This is a genomic window from Arthrobacter crusticola, from assembly GCF_004357995.1.
GTDB lineage: Bacteria > Actinomycetota > Actinomycetes > Actinomycetales > Micrococcaceae > Arthrobacter_D > Arthrobacter_D crusticola.
In genome coordinates, this window is record NZ_SMTK01000001.1 from 275407 (window position 1) to 291761 (window position 16355).

The window sequence follows — 16355 nt, forward strand, 5'->3', positions numbered from 1 at the left end:
CCAGCGATTGGCGCGTGCCGTCGGTCATCGGGTAGAGTCAGTCCTCGTGATGAGCGCTTCTCCGGATTCCCGGCGCGCCGCGTTCACGCATTTGGGTCTTTAGCTCAGCTGGTAGAGCGCCACGTTTACACCGTGGATGTCATCGGTTCGATCCCGGTAGGACCCACCAGCGGAACCCCGCCAACTCTGAGGCTTTTGCCCCTGAGCTGGCGGGGTTTCCTCGTTTCCGGGATTTCCTCATTTCCGGTCGATACTGCGGAATCCAGATATTCGAGGTCGAGCAACCTTGCATGGGGTTAACACCGCCACAGCGAAGCGACGGTAATCCATCGTGGTGGAGGTTTCGCCCCACGCGGTGCGCGCCACCGAGAACTCCGCCCACAGAACCTGCACCATGACCGGAGAGGAGTTGGTGCATAATCGGTGCAGGTCTCAAATTTGGGGGAACACTTGGCGCAAAAACGGAATCGAAAATTCGGCTTTGCGGTGGTCGCGATGGCAGTAGCGGCCGTCCTCTTTATCGGTTCGAACATTCTTCAAGGTCAGCGGGTGAACGCGGAGAATGGCGGCGCCCCCGCCCGCACCCCGAGCCCGCTGCCGTCCGCATCGACGTCTCCGACTCCCACCGCAGGGCCGCTGTCCGTCTGGTTCAGCGGGGATTCACTGACGGTGGGCGTTCACGCGACCACCGAGGCTGAGGCATTTCGCAGTCTCGTGGTCACCGAACTGGGTGATCGGGTGGGGGAGACGACGGTGACAGCACGGTCGGGTGCCACGCTGCAACGAGTGGCTGATGAGTACGAGGTTCCCGTGGGCATGGATATTGCTGTGGTGGCACTCGGCACAAACGACTTCGGCACCGACCCGGCCCTTTTCGCCGACCAGTACACCGCATATTTAGACAGGGTCGTCGAGGCCTCCCCGAAGGCGCAACTGATTTGCCTCGGGGCGTGGCGGCCCAGTTCGATTCCCGGAACCAGCGCCCGGGATGCTGCGATCTGGCAAGCCTGCACCGCCCAGGGCGGCACTTACATCCCCCTCACAGGCCTGTTCGCGGATGCTTCGCTACGGGGACCCGACGGTGCTCCAACCTGGGTGGGGGCTGCCGACACCTTTCACCCGAACAGCGCGGGCCACCGTGTGATCGCCGACCGAATTCTCGCTTCGCTCACCTAGTTGCCTGCCTTTCCCTGCGACCGCTGTTAGACAAGTTGCTTCCCCTACCTCGCATGGCTGGTCGTCATCCTCCTCGCCCACATCCTCATCCTGAACCACCGGGGGGGTCCTGGCACCCCGGGATGTGATCTGGTCCATCCTTGGCGGACCTATCAACGGCGGGGCGTTCGGCGCCTACTGGTTCATGCCCGCCCTGTTCTTCTCCGCCATCATGTTCCGTACACTCGAGCGCTTACCCTTCACGCTGCGCCTTCCAGTCATCGCCGGGGCCACCACCGCTACCTACCTGTACGGGCCTTCCCCCGCCCCGCTGCCCATGTCCCTCGGAGTGGCCGGCTCGGCCCTCATCGTCATGGTCGCCGGCCACGGCCTCCAACGCCCCCGCCCCACCAACGTCGGGCCGATCCGGTTCGGGGCGATCCTCCTCGTCACCGGCGCCGCGCCCATCCTCGCCGGGGTGTCCGCACGCCTTGACAGAAAGCATGGCGACCTCGGCACACCGGTCCTGAGCGTCGCGTCCGCCATTCTCATCAGCTCCGGACTCATCCTCATCTTCGAAGGTATTTTCACCCGTCTCCCAGTCCCGGCGAACTAGCTCCCGACCAGGCTCACTGCAGGATGCCGCATGGTCGTCCTGACCCACACCTATGTCCTCGGGCTGCTGGCACTCCCACTTGATGAACGCCGCGCCTAGATCCTCCTTCCCGCACTCCTGGCACCGTGGGTCGTCGCTATATTGCTCAATCGAACCCGGCTGTCACGCATCTTCCTCGGATCTTCGCGCCCGAGCGACGGACGGCTGACCCCATCCCGGCGCGTCGTGAGTCAGCCCAAATTCGGAAGAGGGCGCGTTTAAAGGTAGAGAGTGCATTTAAATAGGGTAGAAAGTCATTCCAATTGGGGTTGCGCTCGATGGATTGCCCACTCCACACTTGACGCACTGGGGATCCACCTTCAATTCCAGGGGGCAACTGGTGCTGGACGCTGCATTTTTCTCATTTCGCCGTCGTGGTGACGGCCGCAGGACTTCTCAACTCGGACTAATGCGCAGAGGTGGTCCGCGTCGACGCGGGCCCCTGAGTCTGCGGGTTAATACATTGGCGACGGCGCTGCTGGTTGCGCTGGCCACTCTGGTGGTACCGGTGGCGGCATCGGGTGCTCCGGGTGATGTTGGAATTGAAGGTCCGTCGCATTCGGGCACGGGGACGCCCACGGGCACCAAGCGGGCCACGAGCAACCTGTGGTTCCACGACGGGCTCTGGTGGGGGAACCTGTGGGACACGTCCAGCTCGGATTTCCACATCTTCAAGTTCAATACCTCCACTAAATCGTGGGTGGATACGGGCGTGGCGACGGATACGCGGGCGAGTACCCATCACGACGTGTTGTGGGACGGGTCGACCCTGCATGTGGCGAGCTATCGGTTCGTCAACGACGGTCTGCCGGCCGAGCCGAACTTCCCAACGACCATGAAGCGGTACAGCTACAACTCGAGCAGTAAGACCTACACGCTGCTGAGCAGCACCCAGATCAACAACTCCAAGGTTGAGGCCTTGACGATCGACAAGGACACGACCGGCCGGGTCTGGGCCACCTGGCAGCAGGGGAACCGGATCTACCTTAATGTCACCGGCACCGACGGCAAGACCTGGGGGTCGCCGTTCGCGCATCCTGCGTCGCTGAGCAACGTATCGGTGGACGACACGTCGGCGTTGGTTTCCTACGGGCCCGGCAAGATGGGTCTGATGTGGAGCCGGCAGGTCGGTGACTCGACCGACGGCATGTACTTCAGCTTCCACAATGATGGAGCGTCAAACAGCTCCTGGAGCACTCCCGTGGGGGCCGTGTCGGGGCAGCGCAGCGGTGATGACCACATGAACCTGAAGTGGCTGGACTCCTCCGGTGGTCGGGTCTTCGCTGCGATCAAGACGTCGTACACGACCGGGTCCCAGCCGCTGATCCAGCTGTTGGCCTTGAACAACTCGACGTCGACGTGGACGGCGCACACCATCGCCACCGTGGCGGAGTGCCCGAACCGGGTGATCGTTCTGATCGATGAAGCTGCGCAGAGGCTGCGCACGTTCGCCACCTATCCGAAGCCCAGTGGTACAACCAACGCTGGTGCCTGTACAAGCTCGGGGGGTGCGATTTACGAGAAATCCACGCCGCTCAGCAACATCGGTTTCACTACCTCGAAGACGCCGGTGATCGTTGACGCAGACCAGTATGTGCACAACGTGACATCGACGAAACAGAACCTCAATTCGGCGCGCACGCCTAACAGCGGTCTGCTGCTGCTCGCCGATGTGAACGCCACGAGCCGGTACTGGCACCACTACGAAGCAGGTAGCGGTGGTGTTGATACGACGGCTCCGACGGTGCAGACAACCTCCCCGACCGCTGGTGCGACCAATGTGGCGGTGTCGGCGAATGTGACGGGGACGTTCTCGGAGGCGATGACTGCCTCGACGATTACGTCCTCCACGTTCACGCTGACCCCGCAGGGGTCGACAACGGCGGTGCCGGCCGCCGTGACGTACAGCGGCAATGTCGCGACGTTGAACCCCAGTAGTGACCTGGCCGCGGGTACGACATACACGGCGACGATCAAGGGCGGCGCAACTGGCGTGAAGGATGCTGCCGGCAACGCGCTGGTGTCGGACAGGACGTGGACCTTCACCACGGCTCCCGCAACCGGTGGTGGTGACACTACGCCTCCGACGGTGACGGCTGTTTCGCCGAGCGTTGCGACCGGTGTTTCGGTCGCCGCCAACGCGACCGGAACGTTCTCAGAGGCGATGGATGCTGCGACGGTGACGTCGTCTACGTTCACATTGACGGCTCAGGGTTCGACAACGCCGGTGGCGGCGAATGTGACGTACAACAGCACCGATCGGGTAGCCACGTTGAACCCGACCAATGACCTGGCCCCAGGCACGACATACACGGCGGTGATCAAGGGCGGTGGGGTCAAGGATGCTGCCGGCAACGCGCTGGCCGCGGACAGGACGTGGACCTTCACCACGGCTGCTGCGGGCGGCGGGACCCCGGAGACCGTCACGCTCACGGCCACCGCCGACAGCTACGTGGAGAGTGGGACGACGGGCACGAATTATGGCACCTCGACGATGTTGGGTGTGGACAGCAGCCCGGTGGAGGTCTCGTACCTGAAGTTCGACCTGTCGGCCTATGCCGCCAGGACACTCGAGAGTGCGACGCTGCAGCTGCAGAGCGCCGGCAGCGGGTCGGTTGGTACGCAGAACGTCAAGCTGGTCACCGTTGACGGCTGGACCGAGACGGGGATCACGTTCGCCAACAGGCCGGCGCTGGGCACAAGCCTCGGCACACTGGGTCCGACAGCGACCAACACCAAGTACAGTGTTCCGCTGTCGGTCGGCAGTGTGACCGGCGAGCTCGGCCAACCGCTCTCCCTGGGCCTCGATTCCACCAGCAGCGACGGCCTTGACCTCAACTCCCGGGAGGCCGGCAGCACGGTAGCACCGAAGCTGGTGCTCACCTTCAAGTAGATAGCTCGCCGTTGGCATTCGATGCCGGGTGCCGGGACGTCATCCGTGGGGATGGGGTCCCGGCACTGCATTGCCCGGGCGTAATTGCCCCATCGCGTGGACGCGACTGTCGCGTCCATTAACGACGAACGCACTCAAGAACGACGAACGCACCGGTTAACTCCGGTGCGTTCGTCGTTTTCGGGTGAGCGGGACGCTCTCGAGCGCGGCGGTCGTTTGGGGTGCGTCAGTCGGCGGCGGCCAGCTGCCCGCAGGCCCCGTCGATCTCCTGGCCGCGCGTATCGCGCAGCGTCGTCGGGATGCCGGCGTCGCGGAGCCGGTTGATGAACTCCGTAGTCACGGCGGGCTCCGAGGCCGTCCAGATGGATCCCGGCGTCGGATTCAGCGGAATCGGGTTGACGTGCACCCAGCCCCTGCCGCGCTTGTTCAGCTTCTTGGCGAGCAGGTCCGCACGCCAGGGGTGGTCGTTCATGTCCTTGATCAGGGCATACTCGATGCTGACCCGGCGGCCCGTGGTGGCGAAGTAGTTGTAGGCGGCGTCGAGGGCCTCGTCCACCTTCCACTTGGTGTTGACCGGAATCAGTTCGTCCCGCAGCTCGTCGTCGGGCGCGTGGAGGGACAGGGCGAAGGTGACAGGGATGTCCTCGGCCGCGAGCTTGTTGATCGCCGGCACGAGTCCGACCGTGGAGACGGTGATGTGCCGGGCCGACATGCCCAGGCCTTCGGGGGAGTCGTCGACGAAACGGTGGACCGCGGCCATCACGCGCTTGTAGTTCGCCAGCGGCTCGCCCATGCCCATGAAGACGATGTTGGTGACGCGGTCGGCGTCGTGCCCGCCGTCGGTGCGGGTCCCGCCGAGCTCTCCCGCGGCAAGGACGCGGTTCGCGGCAACGACCTGGTCCACGATCTCGGCGGTCGACATGTTCCGGGTCAGTCCCGCCTGCCCGGTGGCGCAGAAGGGGCAGTTCATGCCGCACCCGGCCTGTGAGGAGACACACAGGGTGACCCGGCCGGGGTAGCGCATCAGGACCGACTCGACCAGCGCACCGTCGAACAGCCGCCACAGGAACTTGATGGTGTCACCGTTGTCCGTCTTGAGCTGCTTGACCTTGGTGAGCAGCGGCGGGAACATCGCCTCCACCAGTTCCGCCCGGCCCGTCTTGGGGAGGTCGCTCATCAGCTCGGGGTCGGTGGTGTAGTGGCTGAAGTAATGGGTCGAGAGCTGCTTCGCCCGGTATGCCGGGTAGCCCAGTTCCTTGAGCCGTTCCTGGCGTTCGGTGAGCGTCAGGTCGGCCAGGTGCACCGGCGGCTGCTTCACGCGCGGAGACTTGAACTGGAGCAGCGGACGCCCGTCGCTGCCGACGACCGGGGCGGCGCCCTCCACTTCCGGGCGGACCTGGGGGCGGGAGGCGGGAGCAGGGGAAAGAGTCGCGTCAGTCATCACCTCCATTGTTTCATGACTTGTTTCCCGGGGAGTCCGCAGCCGGCCGGGAATGTTACCGAGGCCATATCCCGTCCTGTGGCTTCCGGAGCGCTGCCGGTAATAGGCTGAGGAGTAAGGGATGGGGGCGAAGATGCCCCCACTCAGCGCAGGCGCCAACGACGCGCCTCGAAGCATCGGAGAGACAATTGAGTGCACAAATTGGAGTGACCGGGCTTGCCGTCATGGGAGCCAACCTCGCCCGCAACCTGGCCCGCAACGGCTACACCGTGGCCCTGCATAACCGGTCGATCGAAAAGACGGACGCCCTGCTCGAAAAGTATGGCCACGAGGGCGACTTCATCCGCACCGAATCCCTCCAGGAGCTCGTCGACTCGCTCGAGAAGCCGCGCCGGGTCCTGATCATGGTGAAGGCCGGCAAGCCGGTGGACTCCGTCATCGATCAGCTGGTGCCGCTGCTCGAGCCCGAAGACATCATCATCGACGCAGGCAACTCCCACTACGAGGACACCCGCCGGCGCGAGGCAGCGCTGGCCGAGAAGGGCCTGTTCTTCGTCGGCGTCGGCGTGTCGGGCGGCGAGGAGGGCGCGCTGCTCGGGCCCTCGATCATGCCCGGCGGCTCCCGCAAGTCCTACGAGTCGCTCGGCCCCATGCTCGAGAAGATCTCGGCCAAGTACAAGGGCGAGGCGTGCTGCGCCTGGATCGGCACCGACGGCGCCGGCCACTTCGTGAAGATGGTCCACAACGGCATCGAGTACGCCGACATGCAGGTCATCGGCGAGGCCTACGACGTCCTCCGCTCGGCCGCCGGCATCGAACCGGCCGAACAGGCCGATATCTTCACCGAATGGAACAAGGGCACCCTGTCGTCTTTCCTGATCGAGATCACCGCCGAGGTGCTCCGCCACACCGATCCCCGCAGCGACAAGCCGTTCGTTGACATCCTGGTCGACTCCGCCGGCCAGAAGGGCACCGGCCGCTGGACGGTCGTCTCGGCCCTTGAGCTCGGCAGCCCGACGTCGGGCATCGCCGAGTCGGTGTTCGCCCGCGGCCTGTCCTCGCAGCGGGAGCAGCGACTGCTGGCCCAGGAGACCCTGAAGGGCCACGAGTCGAGCGTCGAACTGCCCGAGTCGTTCGTCGAAGACGTGCGCCTTGCCCTCTACGCCTCGAAGATCGTCAGCTACGCCCAGGGCATGGATATGCTTGGCGCCGCCGCGAAGGAGTACGGCTGGGAGCTCAAGCTCGACGAGATCGCATCGCTCTGGCGGGCCGGCTGCATCATCCGCGCCGAACTGCTCGACGACGTCATGAAGGCCTACGCCGGCGAGGACCGCCCGGCCAACCTGCTGCTCGCGCCGGCCTTCGCGGAGGCCATCGCCGAGGCCGTGCCGGCCTGGCGGCGCGTCGTGGCCACGGCGGTGCAGCTGGGCATCCCCGTGCCCGTCTTCTCCTCGTCGCTGGCCTACTACGACGGCCTGCGCCGCAAGCGCCTGCCCGCCGCCCTGACCCAGGGACTGCGCGACCTCTTCGGCGCCCACACCTACAACCGGGTCGACGCCGAGGGCACCTTCCACACCCAGTGGAGCGGTGACCGCTCCGAAATCGAAGCCGTGGACACCCACTAGTCCAACCGGCTCAGACAGAAGAAAGGCCCCGGGAAACCGGGGCCTTTCTTCTGTGGTGGAGAAGCTAGATGTAGATAGCCGGGTCGACGTACTCGGCCGGATCCACGGCGGGAAGGGTCTCCCGGCGGGCGTCGCGGTGCCGGTAGGTCGCGGGGATCCCGGTGATGATCGATTCCGGCGGCGTGCTCTTGACGACGACGGCGTTGGCTCCCACGGCGCTGCGGGCGCCGATGGTGATGGGGCCAAGGATCTTCGCTCCGGCGCCGATGGTGACGCCGTCGCCGATGGTGGGGTGGCGCTTGACCTTTTCGAGGGACCGCCCGCCCAGGGTGACGCCCTGGTACATCATGACGTCGTCACCGATCTCGGCGGTTCCACCGATCACGACGCCCATGCCGTGGTCAATGAAGAAACGGCGTCCAATGACCGCCGCGGGGTGGATTTCGATTCCGGTCGCGGCCCGGGCCAGCTGGGCCAGGATGCGGGCCGGAAGGCGCAGCCCCGGCCGGGTCCACATCCGGTGCGTGAGCCGGTGAACCCAGATGGCGTGCAGGCCGGAGTACACCAGGGTGTTCTCGACCGCGCCGCGTGCCGCTGGGTCGTGGGTGCGGGCCGTCTCCAGGTCCTCGCGCAGTCTCCCTAAAAAGCTCAAGGCTTCCTCCTCGTAGAGGGCGGGTCAGGCGCGGATGTCGTCGAAGAGCACCGTGGAGATGTACCGCTCGCCGAAATCGCACACGACCGCCACGATGAGCTTACCGGCGTTTTCGGGCCGCTTGGCCAGCTCAAGGGCGGCCCATACGATGGCTCCCGAGGAGATGCCGCCGAGGATTCCCTCCTTTGTGCCCAGCGCGCGGGCAACGCGTACCGAGTCTTCGACGGAGGCATCGATGACCTCGTCGTAGGCATCGGTGTCCAGGATCTCCGGCACGAAGTTCGCGCCCAGGCCCTGGATTTTGTGCGGACCCGGCGCCCCGCCGTTGAGGATGGGGGAGTCGGCCGGTTCGACGGCGACGATCTGCACGCCGGGCTTGCGCTTCTTGAGGACCTGCCCGACGCCGGTGATGGTGCCGCCGGTGCCGACGCCGGCGACAAAAATGTCGACGGCGCCGGCGGTGTCTTCCCAGACCTCCTCGGCGGTGGTGGTCCGGTGGATCTCCGGGTTGGCGGCATTGGCGAACTGCTGGGCCCAGATGGCGTTCTCGGTGTTCGCCACGATCTCCTTGGCGCGTTCCACCGCCCCGCGCATCCCCTCGGAGCCGGGGGTCAGGACGATCTCCGCGCCGTAGGCCCGGAGCATGACGCGGCGCTCGGTGGACATGGTCTCCGGCATGGTGAGGATGACCTTGTACCCGCGCGCCGCACCGACCATCGCGAGGGCGATGCCGGTGTTGCCGGAGGTGCCCTCGACGATGGTGCCGCCCGGGCGCAGCGCACCGGACCGCTCCGCGGCGTCGACGATCGCGACGCCGATGCGGTCCTTCACGCTGTTGGTGGGGTTGTAGAACTCGAGCTTGACCACCACGTCCGCCCCCAGGCCCTCAGCCAGGTGATTGAGGCGCACCAGGGGAGTGCCCCCGACCAGCTGGGTGACGTCGTCGTATATCCGTGCCATTGAGTGAGCCTGCCTGATCTGGTCTGCCGCGGGGTGACGGGTGGATAGGGAACTAGGGGCGCTGAGCCGCCGGGGTCAGCCTAGTTCCCGGCGTATGCCCCGACTACGCGACAAGCCATTCGGCGTAATATTTGCGCGCCTTGGCGAGCTTCGGATTGATAATCACCTGGCAGTAGCCCTGCTCGGGGTGTTTCGCGTAGTAGTTCTGGTGGTACTCCTCGGCTTCGTGGAAGGCGCCGAGCCGGGTCACTTCGGTGACAATCGGGTTGCTCCACTTGTCCTGGTTGCGCTGGATGGCCTTCTCGAAGAGCTCCTGCTGTTCCGTATCCTGGTAGAACATCGAGGACCGGTACTGGGTCCCGACATCGTAGCCCTGCCGGTTCAACGTGGTGGGATCGTGCGAGACGAAGTACATATCGAGGATGACCTCCTCCGGAATGACGGTCTCATCGAAGGTCACTGCAACGACTTCGGCATGGCCACTGGTGCCGGCGCTGACCGAGTCATAATCCGGGTGGCTCTCATGGCCGCCCGTGTAGCCGGAGACAACCGCCGTGACGCCGCGGGTTTTCTGGTAGAGGGCGTCGAGGCACCAGAAGCAGCCTCCGCCAAGTACAAAAGTTTTCATACCTTGTACAATGCGCGTGACCGCCCGAGAATTCCCACCCGTGGCAAGAGTCACAGCGGTATCTTGCTGCCATCCCTTACCAGCACCCGTCCGCGATCAGAGCGCGACACGCCGAAGTTGATCGAGACCACATAATTGGTCGGCGGCGCGGCGCGCGGGGTACAACTGGTCCTATGGAAGAGAACCTGCAGCCCTCCAGCCCGGAACAAAGCGGGACGGAAACGGTTCCGACAGTCGGTGAGGTCCTGCTGGCCATCGAGGAACTCTGGCCCGAAAGCCTCGCCGAAGGCTGGGATGCCGTCGGCCTCGTGGCCGGCCGTGCGGACGTCGAGGTCAGCCGCATCCTCTTCGCCGTCGACCCCACCAGCGAGGTGCTCGACGAGGCCCTCGCCTGGGGCGCGCAGCTGATCATCTCCCACCACCCCCTGCTCCTGAAGCCGGTGAACTCGGTGGCTGCCACCGGACCGAAGGGGGAGGTGCTGCACCGGCTGATCGAAAGCGGCTGCGCCCTGGCCACGGTGCACACCAACGGTGACAGCGCCGTGGGCGGGGTATCCGATGTCCTGGCCGACGCCTTCGGACTCAGCGAGGTAAAACCGCTCGTACGCTCCCAGGACGGCCTGCCCGAGGAGGGCATTGGCCGGGTGGGAAACCTCCCGGATGCCACCACCCTCGCCGACTTCGCCGAGTCCGTCTTCTCCATCCTTCCGTCGGTGGCCGGCGGCGTCCGGGTCGCCGGGGACAAGGACGGGCTGATCCGCAGGGTCGCCGTCTGCGGCGGCGCCGGCGACAGCCTGTTCGACGCCGTGCGTGCCAGCCAGGCCGATGTGTTCGTCACGGCCGACCTTCGCCACCACCCAGCGTCCGAGGCCCGGGAGCGGGCGGCGGGCGGACGGCCCTACCTGATCGACGTGTCGCACTTCGGCAGTGAGTGGCTTTGGCTCACACCGGCCGCCGCCGCGCTCGGCAACGTCCTGACCGACCAGGGCTTCCTGACCGACATCCGGGTCAGCAGCGTCAACACCGACCCCTGGGACTTCGTCCTCACCCCCGGCCACGCCTGAGCGTCCCGCCTCAGCAATGAACCGGGCGGAACCGGCGCCCGGTCGACTGTGCGCGCCGCCCCGCAGCGGGACGGGTGGGATCCGTGGAGGTCTCCGCCGTCCGTGCAATAGGCTAGGACGGAACGTCAGTCGCCCACACACCGGAGGATAACCGTGGCCAAGGCTCCACCAGAGGAACAACTGCGACTGCTGGATCTGCAGGCGCTTGACTCCCGGCTGAACCAGCTCCAGCGGCAGGCAGCGGTGGTGCGGAACAACCCCGAGATCACAGCCCTCCAGGCGAGGGTCGCCACGGTCGACGGCGAACTGGTCAAGGCCACCACCGAGCTGGCCGACCTCGAGCGGGAGCTGACCCGCGCCGAGGACGACGTCCAGGCCGTCGTGACGCGCCTCGAGCGCGACGAACAGCGGCTCAACAGCGGCACGGGAACCTCGAAGGACCTCACGGCGCTGCAGAGCGAGGTCGCCTCCCTGACCCGCCGGCGCTCGGACCTCGAGGACGTCGAACTCGATGTCATGGAGCGGGTCGAACAGGCCCGCGCCGCGCAGCAGGAGGTCCAGCAGCGCACCGACTCCGTCCGCAGCGAACTGGCCGCGCTCGAAGCGGCACGGGATGCCGAGCTCGAAACGCTCGGGGCCCAGCGCGCCGAGGTGCAGGTCCAGCGCGATGAGCTCGCCTCGACCTTCGATGCCGCACTGCTCGGCCTGTACGAGAAGACGCTGGCACGCCGCGGCGTCGGGGCGGCGAGGCTTTTCCACGGCAAGTCCGAGGGCTCGGGCATGCAGCTCAGCCCCGGTGACCTCGCTGACATCTCCAAGGCGGCGGCGGACGACATCGTGATGTGCCCCGACTCGGGCTCCATCCTGGTGCGTTCCGCGGAGTGGGGACACTGACACCCGTGGGATTCGATGCAGAACTGTTCGACCCGCATGCCCGCGCCGGTGCGGACCCGTCGGGGGATGCGCCCCTGCTCGTCGTCGAGGCCGACGGCGGCTCCCGCGGCAACCCCGGGCACGCCGGCTACGGCGCGCTTGTCCGCGACCCGAAGACCGGCGCGATCCTGGTGGAGAAGGCCGAGTACATCGGGAAGGCCTCCAACAACGTGGCCGAGTATTCCGGGCTCGTGGCGGGCCTTGAACTGGCCAACGAGATCAATCCGGGCAGCCGGATCCACGTGAAGATGGACTCCAAGCTCGTCGTCGAGCAGATGTCGGGCCGCTGGCAGATCAAGCACGCCGATATGCGCACCCTCGCCGCGAAGGCCCGGAAGGTCGTCGATCCACGCCGGGTGACCTATGAGTGGATCCCGCGGGAGCGGAACAAGGACGCCGACCGGCTGTCGAACGAAGCGATGGACGCCGGCATGTCGGGCGTTCCGTGGAAGCCGCGCACTCCGGCCTCGGCGGCCAAGGCACCCGAGGCGGTTCCCGAGCCGCCGGCACCGCCGCGGGCGCCGGGGCGGCTGCATCATCTTGAGGTATGGGTTGCCGACCTTGAGGCCGCCCGGAACAGCCTGGGTTGGCTGCTGGAGCGCCTCGGATTCGCCGAGAAGGACTCCTGGGCCGACGGCGTCAGCTACAGCGGCGAGGGGTTCTACCTCGTCCTTGAGTCCGGGCCCGACGTTCACGCGGCACCGCACGAGCGCCGCCGTCCGGGCCTGAACCACCTGGCCTTCCGTGCAGGTACCCGCAGCGAGGTGGACCTGCTGGCCCGGCGCGCCGCGAGCCACGGCTGGACGCTGCTCTTCCCGGACCGGCACCCGTTCGCCGGGGGAGCCGAACACTATGCGGCTTACCTCGAGAACGCCGAAGGGTTCGAAGTGGAGCTGGTGGCCGACGCCGGCTAGCAGTGCCTCTGGTTCCGGCAGCGCACGCGGCCAGGCAGTGCACCATGTCCAGTAGCGCGCCCTAAGCAGTGCACCCGCCTGCGGCAGGACCCGCCTCAGGCGTCGAGGACGAGGTTCAGACGGGCCGGTTTCTTCCCGGAGGCCGGCTCAAGCTCGGACCTCCATGCCTCGGACGCCGCCGACAGCAGCTGATCCGGTGTCGAGGGCGCCTTGCCCCGCCGCGTCAGCAGGTGCCGGGCGAGGGCGCCGCGCGTGTGCTTGGCGAAGTGCGACACCACTGTGCGCTTTCCGTCCCGCTCGGCAAAGACATTGACGGCCACGGTGCGCTCCGCCGGGGGAGTCCACGCCGAGGCATACGTGCTGGAGCGGCAGTCGATGATCAGGGACCCCTCGGAGTGGGCGCGCAGCGGGGCGTCGAGGACGTTCTTCCAGAAGGAGCCGAGCCTCCCGGCACCGGGCAGCGTCACGGACATGGCCAGGCGGTACGCCGGAATCGGGTCGCCGAAGCGCACCGCGCCCCAGAGCGCCGACACGACCACGATGTGCTCCCGGGCCTTCCGGCGCTGGGCGGGGGTCATCCCGTTGTAGTCCAGCGCGTCGTAGAGGACGCCCGTGTAGATGTTGTGGGCCGGGGCCGCGGGCTCGGTGTCGAGGGCTGTGTTGCGCAGGATCTCGGCCCCGAGCGATGCGCCGACGCCCAGCACCTCGTGCGCGTCGGGCGTGGCGCTGACGTCGCGCAGGGCCCGCAGGACCCGCTCCCGGGCGGGGTTCAGTTCGGGGAAGTGGAGATTGTCGAGGGATACCGGCACACCCTGCGCCGCCGCGGACTTACCTTCAGACGGGGGCAGCAAAATCAGCACCCGAATACTCTACCGATTCCGGCCCGCGTCCGGGTTCACCGTACACTTGGAGGCGGATGGGTCGACCAGGCGGTCGCGTTGGCTGCGGGTCGGAAGATGCCGCAGGCACCGAGGAACGTCCGGGCTCCGCAGAGCAGGGTGGTGGGTAACGCCCACTCGGGGTAACCCGCAGGCCAGTGCCACAGAAAACAGACCGCTTCCCGGGGCCCTCGCGGTCGGAGGAAGTAAGGGTGAAAAGGTGGTGTAAGAGACCACCAGCGTGCCGGGTGACCGGCACGGCTCGGTAAACCCCACCCGGAGCAAGGCCAGACAGGGCGCATTTGAGGGCTGCTCGCCCGAGTGTCCGGGTAGGCCGCTGGAGGGCGTCGGCAACGGCGTTCGTAGATGGATGGCCGCCGCTCCCGCACCGGCAACGGAGCGGGAGAACAGAACCCGGCGTACCGGTCGGCCCATCCCCCGACCGGCCCTGAGCGGTCCCCGGCGCGATCCGGGTTACCGCGCGGTAATGCGGCCGCGAACAATAGGCAGATTTAGTAAAAGGGTCAACCCACCGGAAAGTTTTTTCTTTCCGAACGTCCGCCCGGGTGATAGCAATCACACGCGCTCCGCTACTCTGTGTCAATGACCGACACCGCCCCGCCGCGAAGGCACCTTCTGGTGCGCAACGCGGACTTCCGGTCGCTGTGGATCTCGGGTACGGCGGGGGTCTTTGGCAATGCCGTGACCGCCGTCGCCCTGCCGGTGGTAGCCGCCGTCGAACTCAACGCGAGCAACTTCGAAGTCGCCGCCCTCGCCGGAATGGTGTTCCTGCCCTGGCTGCTCTTCGGCCTTGTCATCGGCGTCTGGGTCGACCGGCTCCCGCGCAAACCGGTGATCCTCTGGTCGCTGGCGGTGCGGGTCGCCGTCCTGCTGACCCTTCCGCTGGCCTACTGGCTGGGCATACTCACCACCGTCCATCTCTTCGCCGTCGCGTTCGCGGCCGGACTCACGTCCGTGTTCTTCAACCTTGCCGACACGGCCCTGGTGCAGCAGGCCGTCTCAAAGCATGAACTCGTAGAGGGGAACGGGCTCATGACCGGCTCGGGAGCAGCGGCCGATGCCGCAGGACGTTCCCTCGCCGGCTGGCTGACGACGGTCGCCGGGGCATCCAATTCACTCCTGGTGCAGGTGGGGGCCTCGCTGGTCTCCCTCGGGGCGGTCTCGCGCCTGAAGGTGCAGGAGGTGAAACTCGCGAAGACCGAACACCGCCTGCTTCGGGACATGGCCGACGGCATGAAATACACCTTCAGCACCGGGCCCCTGCGGGCCATCCTTTTCAACGCGGCGCTGTGGAACCTCGGTGGAAACATCGCCGCGTCCCTGATCGTGCTGCTGGTGCTGCGCACGCTCGGTGAATCCGAGGTGTGGCTGGGCCTGCTGCTCGCCAGTGCCTCCGCGGGAGGAGCGGTCGGGGGGATCTCCGCCAAGGCCATGAGTGAACGGTTCGGGTCCGGGCCGCTGTGGCGCTGGTCGATGGTGCCCGGAGTGGCGGGCTATGCGTCCCTGCTGTTGATGACCCCGGGGTGGGGCATGCTCGTCGGCGTGCTGGGAATGTTCGTGATGGGCGCCAGCGTGGCCTGGAACATCGTCGTGGGCGCCAGTTTCCGGCAGCAGGTCTGTCCACCGGGGATGATGGGACGGCTGGGCGCCGCGTCCCGCACGGTGAGCTGGGGGATGCTGGCCCTTGCGAGCTTCGCCGCGGGAACCCTCGCCCATCTCTTCGGGGTGCGGGAGGCCGTCCTGACCGGCGTCCTCATCGCCTGCGGGGCGCCGCTCATCGCCCTATTGGGGCCGTTGCGCCGGGTGCAGCGGCTCGAGGACCTCGAGCCGGCCCCCGAGGCGGACGGCGCCCAAGCACCCTGACCGCTGCTGCCGCAGGGCGGCGTCGGGCGTGTGCGTTGGAGCAGTGCGTCAGTGGCCGAATGGATCGGGGTCGACTCCCGGCAGCCAGGTGAGGCCCGGAACGCCCCACCCATGGGCCTTCACCGCCTTCTTGGCCTTGCGGCCCTGGCGGGCATTGAGCCGGTCCACGTACAGCTTCCCGTCGAGATGGTCATACTCGTGCTGCATGCAGCGGGCGAACCAGCCGGTGGCCTCGAACTCCACAGGCTTCCCGTCGCCGTCGAACCCGGTTACCTTCACCCATTCGGCCCGCTTCAGCGGATAGGCCTCGCCGGGCACCGACAGACACCCCTCGGACTCCTCCTCGGGGTCCGGGTCGGCGCCCGAGATCTTGGAGGTGACCAGCGTGGGGTTGACCAGGACGCCGCGCGGCGGCACACCGTCGTCGTTCGCCATGCCGTATACGAAGATGCGCAGGCCCACGCCGATCTGCGGGGCGGCGAGCCCGACGCCGTTGGCCTTGTCCATGGTCTCGAACATGTCGGCGATCAGGGCTCGGAGCTCGTCGTCGAATGCTTCGACCTCTGCTGCCCTGCGGTGCAGGACGGGTTCTCCGACGATGGTCACTGGGTGAACAGCCATGGGTCCTTCCGGTGGTGCCGGGAGGACGGCCAGGGGCCTCCCGGGATGGTGA

The 16355-nt window shown here is 66.7% G+C and carries 14 protein-coding genes, 1 tRNA gene and 1 other RNA gene; 10 read left to right on the top strand and 6 right to left on the bottom strand.

The genetic code is table 11. The features are described from left to right. Positions 1–93 precede the first annotated feature (93 nt). The 4 genes from E2F48_RS01240 to E2F48_RS01255 all read left to right on the top strand — a co-directional run bounded on the left by E2F48_RS01240 (position 94) and on the right by E2F48_RS01255 (position 4703). Positions 94–169 (top strand) — tRNA-Val (locus tag E2F48_RS01240). Between the two features lie 281 nt (positions 170–450). Beyond that, positions 451–1176, top strand: coding sequence for an SGNH/GDSL hydrolase family protein (locus E2F48_RS01245; RefSeq protein ID WP_165968661.1), 726 nt, complete (start codon positions 451–453; stop codon positions 1174–1176). A gap of 124 nt (positions 1177–1300) precedes the next feature. Continuing rightward, entirely contained in the window at positions 1301–1771 is a 471-nt protein-coding gene (locus tag E2F48_RS01250; protein WP_133402208.1) for a hypothetical protein, read from the top strand. Positions 1772–2273: 502 nt separating this feature from the next. Next, the gene (locus tag E2F48_RS01255; protein ID WP_165968662.1) at positions 2274–4703 is read left to right on the top strand and encodes an Ig-like domain-containing protein; all 2430 of its coding nucleotides are present in this window, start codon (positions 2274–2276) and stop codon (positions 4701–4703) included. 226 nt (positions 4704–4929) lie between these two features. Here the strand turns inward: E2F48_RS01255 and rlmN are convergent, their stop codons facing one another. Next, on the bottom strand, positions 4930–6144 hold the full coding sequence (rlmN, locus tag E2F48_RS01260; RefSeq protein WP_246018463.1) for a dual-specificity RNA methyltransferase RlmN: 1215 nt from the start codon (positions 6142–6144) through the stop codon (positions 4930–4932). A 188-nt stretch (positions 6145–6332) separates the two neighbouring features. Between rlmN and gndA the strand changes: the two genes are divergently transcribed. Continuing rightward, a complete protein-coding gene (gndA, locus tag E2F48_RS01265; RefSeq protein WP_133402210.1) occupies positions 6333–7769 on the top strand; it encodes an NADP-dependent phosphogluconate dehydrogenase in 1437 nt (478 codons plus the stop codon). Between the two features lie 64 nt (positions 7770–7833). Here the strand turns inward: gndA and epsC are convergent, their stop codons facing one another. The 3 genes from epsC to msrA all read right to left on the bottom strand — a co-directional run bounded on the left by epsC (position 7834) and on the right by msrA (position 10009). Continuing rightward, a complete protein-coding gene (gene epsC / locus E2F48_RS01270) occupies positions 7834–8421 on the bottom strand; it encodes a serine O-acetyltransferase EpsC (protein ID WP_120165367.1) in 588 nt (195 codons plus the stop codon). A 24-nt stretch (positions 8422–8445) separates the two neighbouring features. Further along, on the bottom strand, positions 8446–9381 hold the full coding sequence (cysK, locus tag E2F48_RS01275; protein WP_133402211.1) for a cysteine synthase A: 936 nt from the start codon (positions 9379–9381) through the stop codon (positions 8446–8448). 103 nt (positions 9382–9484) lie between these two features. Then, the gene (gene msrA, locus E2F48_RS01280; RefSeq protein WP_133402212.1) at positions 9485–10009 is read right to left on the bottom strand and encodes a peptide-methionine (S)-S-oxide reductase MsrA; all 525 of its coding nucleotides are present in this window, start codon (positions 10007–10009) and stop codon (positions 9485–9487) included. Between the two features lie 173 nt (positions 10010–10182). On the opposite strand from msrA, the gene E2F48_RS01285 reads away from it, so the two are divergent. From E2F48_RS01285 to E2F48_RS01295, 3 genes are all read left to right on the top strand, one after another. Then, positions 10183–11073: a Nif3-like dinuclear metal center hexameric protein gene (locus tag E2F48_RS01285; protein ID WP_133402213.1), complete on the top strand. Its 891-nt coding sequence runs from the start codon at positions 10183–10185 to the stop codon at positions 11071–11073. A 153-nt stretch (positions 11074–11226) separates the two neighbouring features. Then, positions 11227–11967, top strand: coding sequence for a zinc ribbon domain-containing protein (locus E2F48_RS01290; RefSeq protein WP_133402214.1), 741 nt, complete (start codon positions 11227–11229; stop codon positions 11965–11967). 5 nt (positions 11968–11972) lie between these two features. Continuing rightward, positions 11973–12920 (top strand): reverse transcriptase-like protein, encoded by a 948-nt coding sequence (locus E2F48_RS01295; protein WP_342772569.1) that lies wholly within the window; start codon positions 11973–11975, stop codon positions 12918–12920. Positions 12921–13015: 95 nt separating this feature from the next. Here the strand turns inward: E2F48_RS01295 and E2F48_RS01300 are convergent, their stop codons facing one another. After that, a complete protein-coding gene (locus E2F48_RS01300) occupies positions 13016–13780 on the bottom strand; it encodes a YaaA family protein (RefSeq protein WP_133402215.1) in 765 nt (254 codons plus the stop codon). Positions 13781–13837: 57 nt separating this feature from the next. On the opposite strand from E2F48_RS01300, the gene rnpB reads away from it, so the two are divergent. Both rnpB and E2F48_RS01310 read left to right on the top strand, forming a co-directional pair. Beyond that, positions 13838–14236: RNase P RNA component class A (gene rnpB / locus E2F48_RS01305), an RNA gene on the top strand. A gap of 165 nt (positions 14237–14401) precedes the next feature. Next, positions 14402–15682 carry an MFS transporter gene (locus tag E2F48_RS01310; RefSeq protein ID WP_133402216.1) on the top strand — a complete coding sequence of 427 codons (1281 nt, stop codon included), beginning with the start codon at positions 14402–14404 and terminating at the stop codon, positions 15680–15682. A 48-nt stretch (positions 15683–15730) separates the two neighbouring features. On the opposite strand, the gene def is transcribed toward E2F48_RS01310, so the two are convergent. Beyond that, a complete protein-coding gene (gene def / locus E2F48_RS01315; RefSeq protein WP_133402217.1) occupies positions 15731–16303 on the bottom strand; it encodes a peptide deformylase in 573 nt (190 codons plus the stop codon). Between the last annotated feature and the right edge of the window lie 52 nt (positions 16304–16355).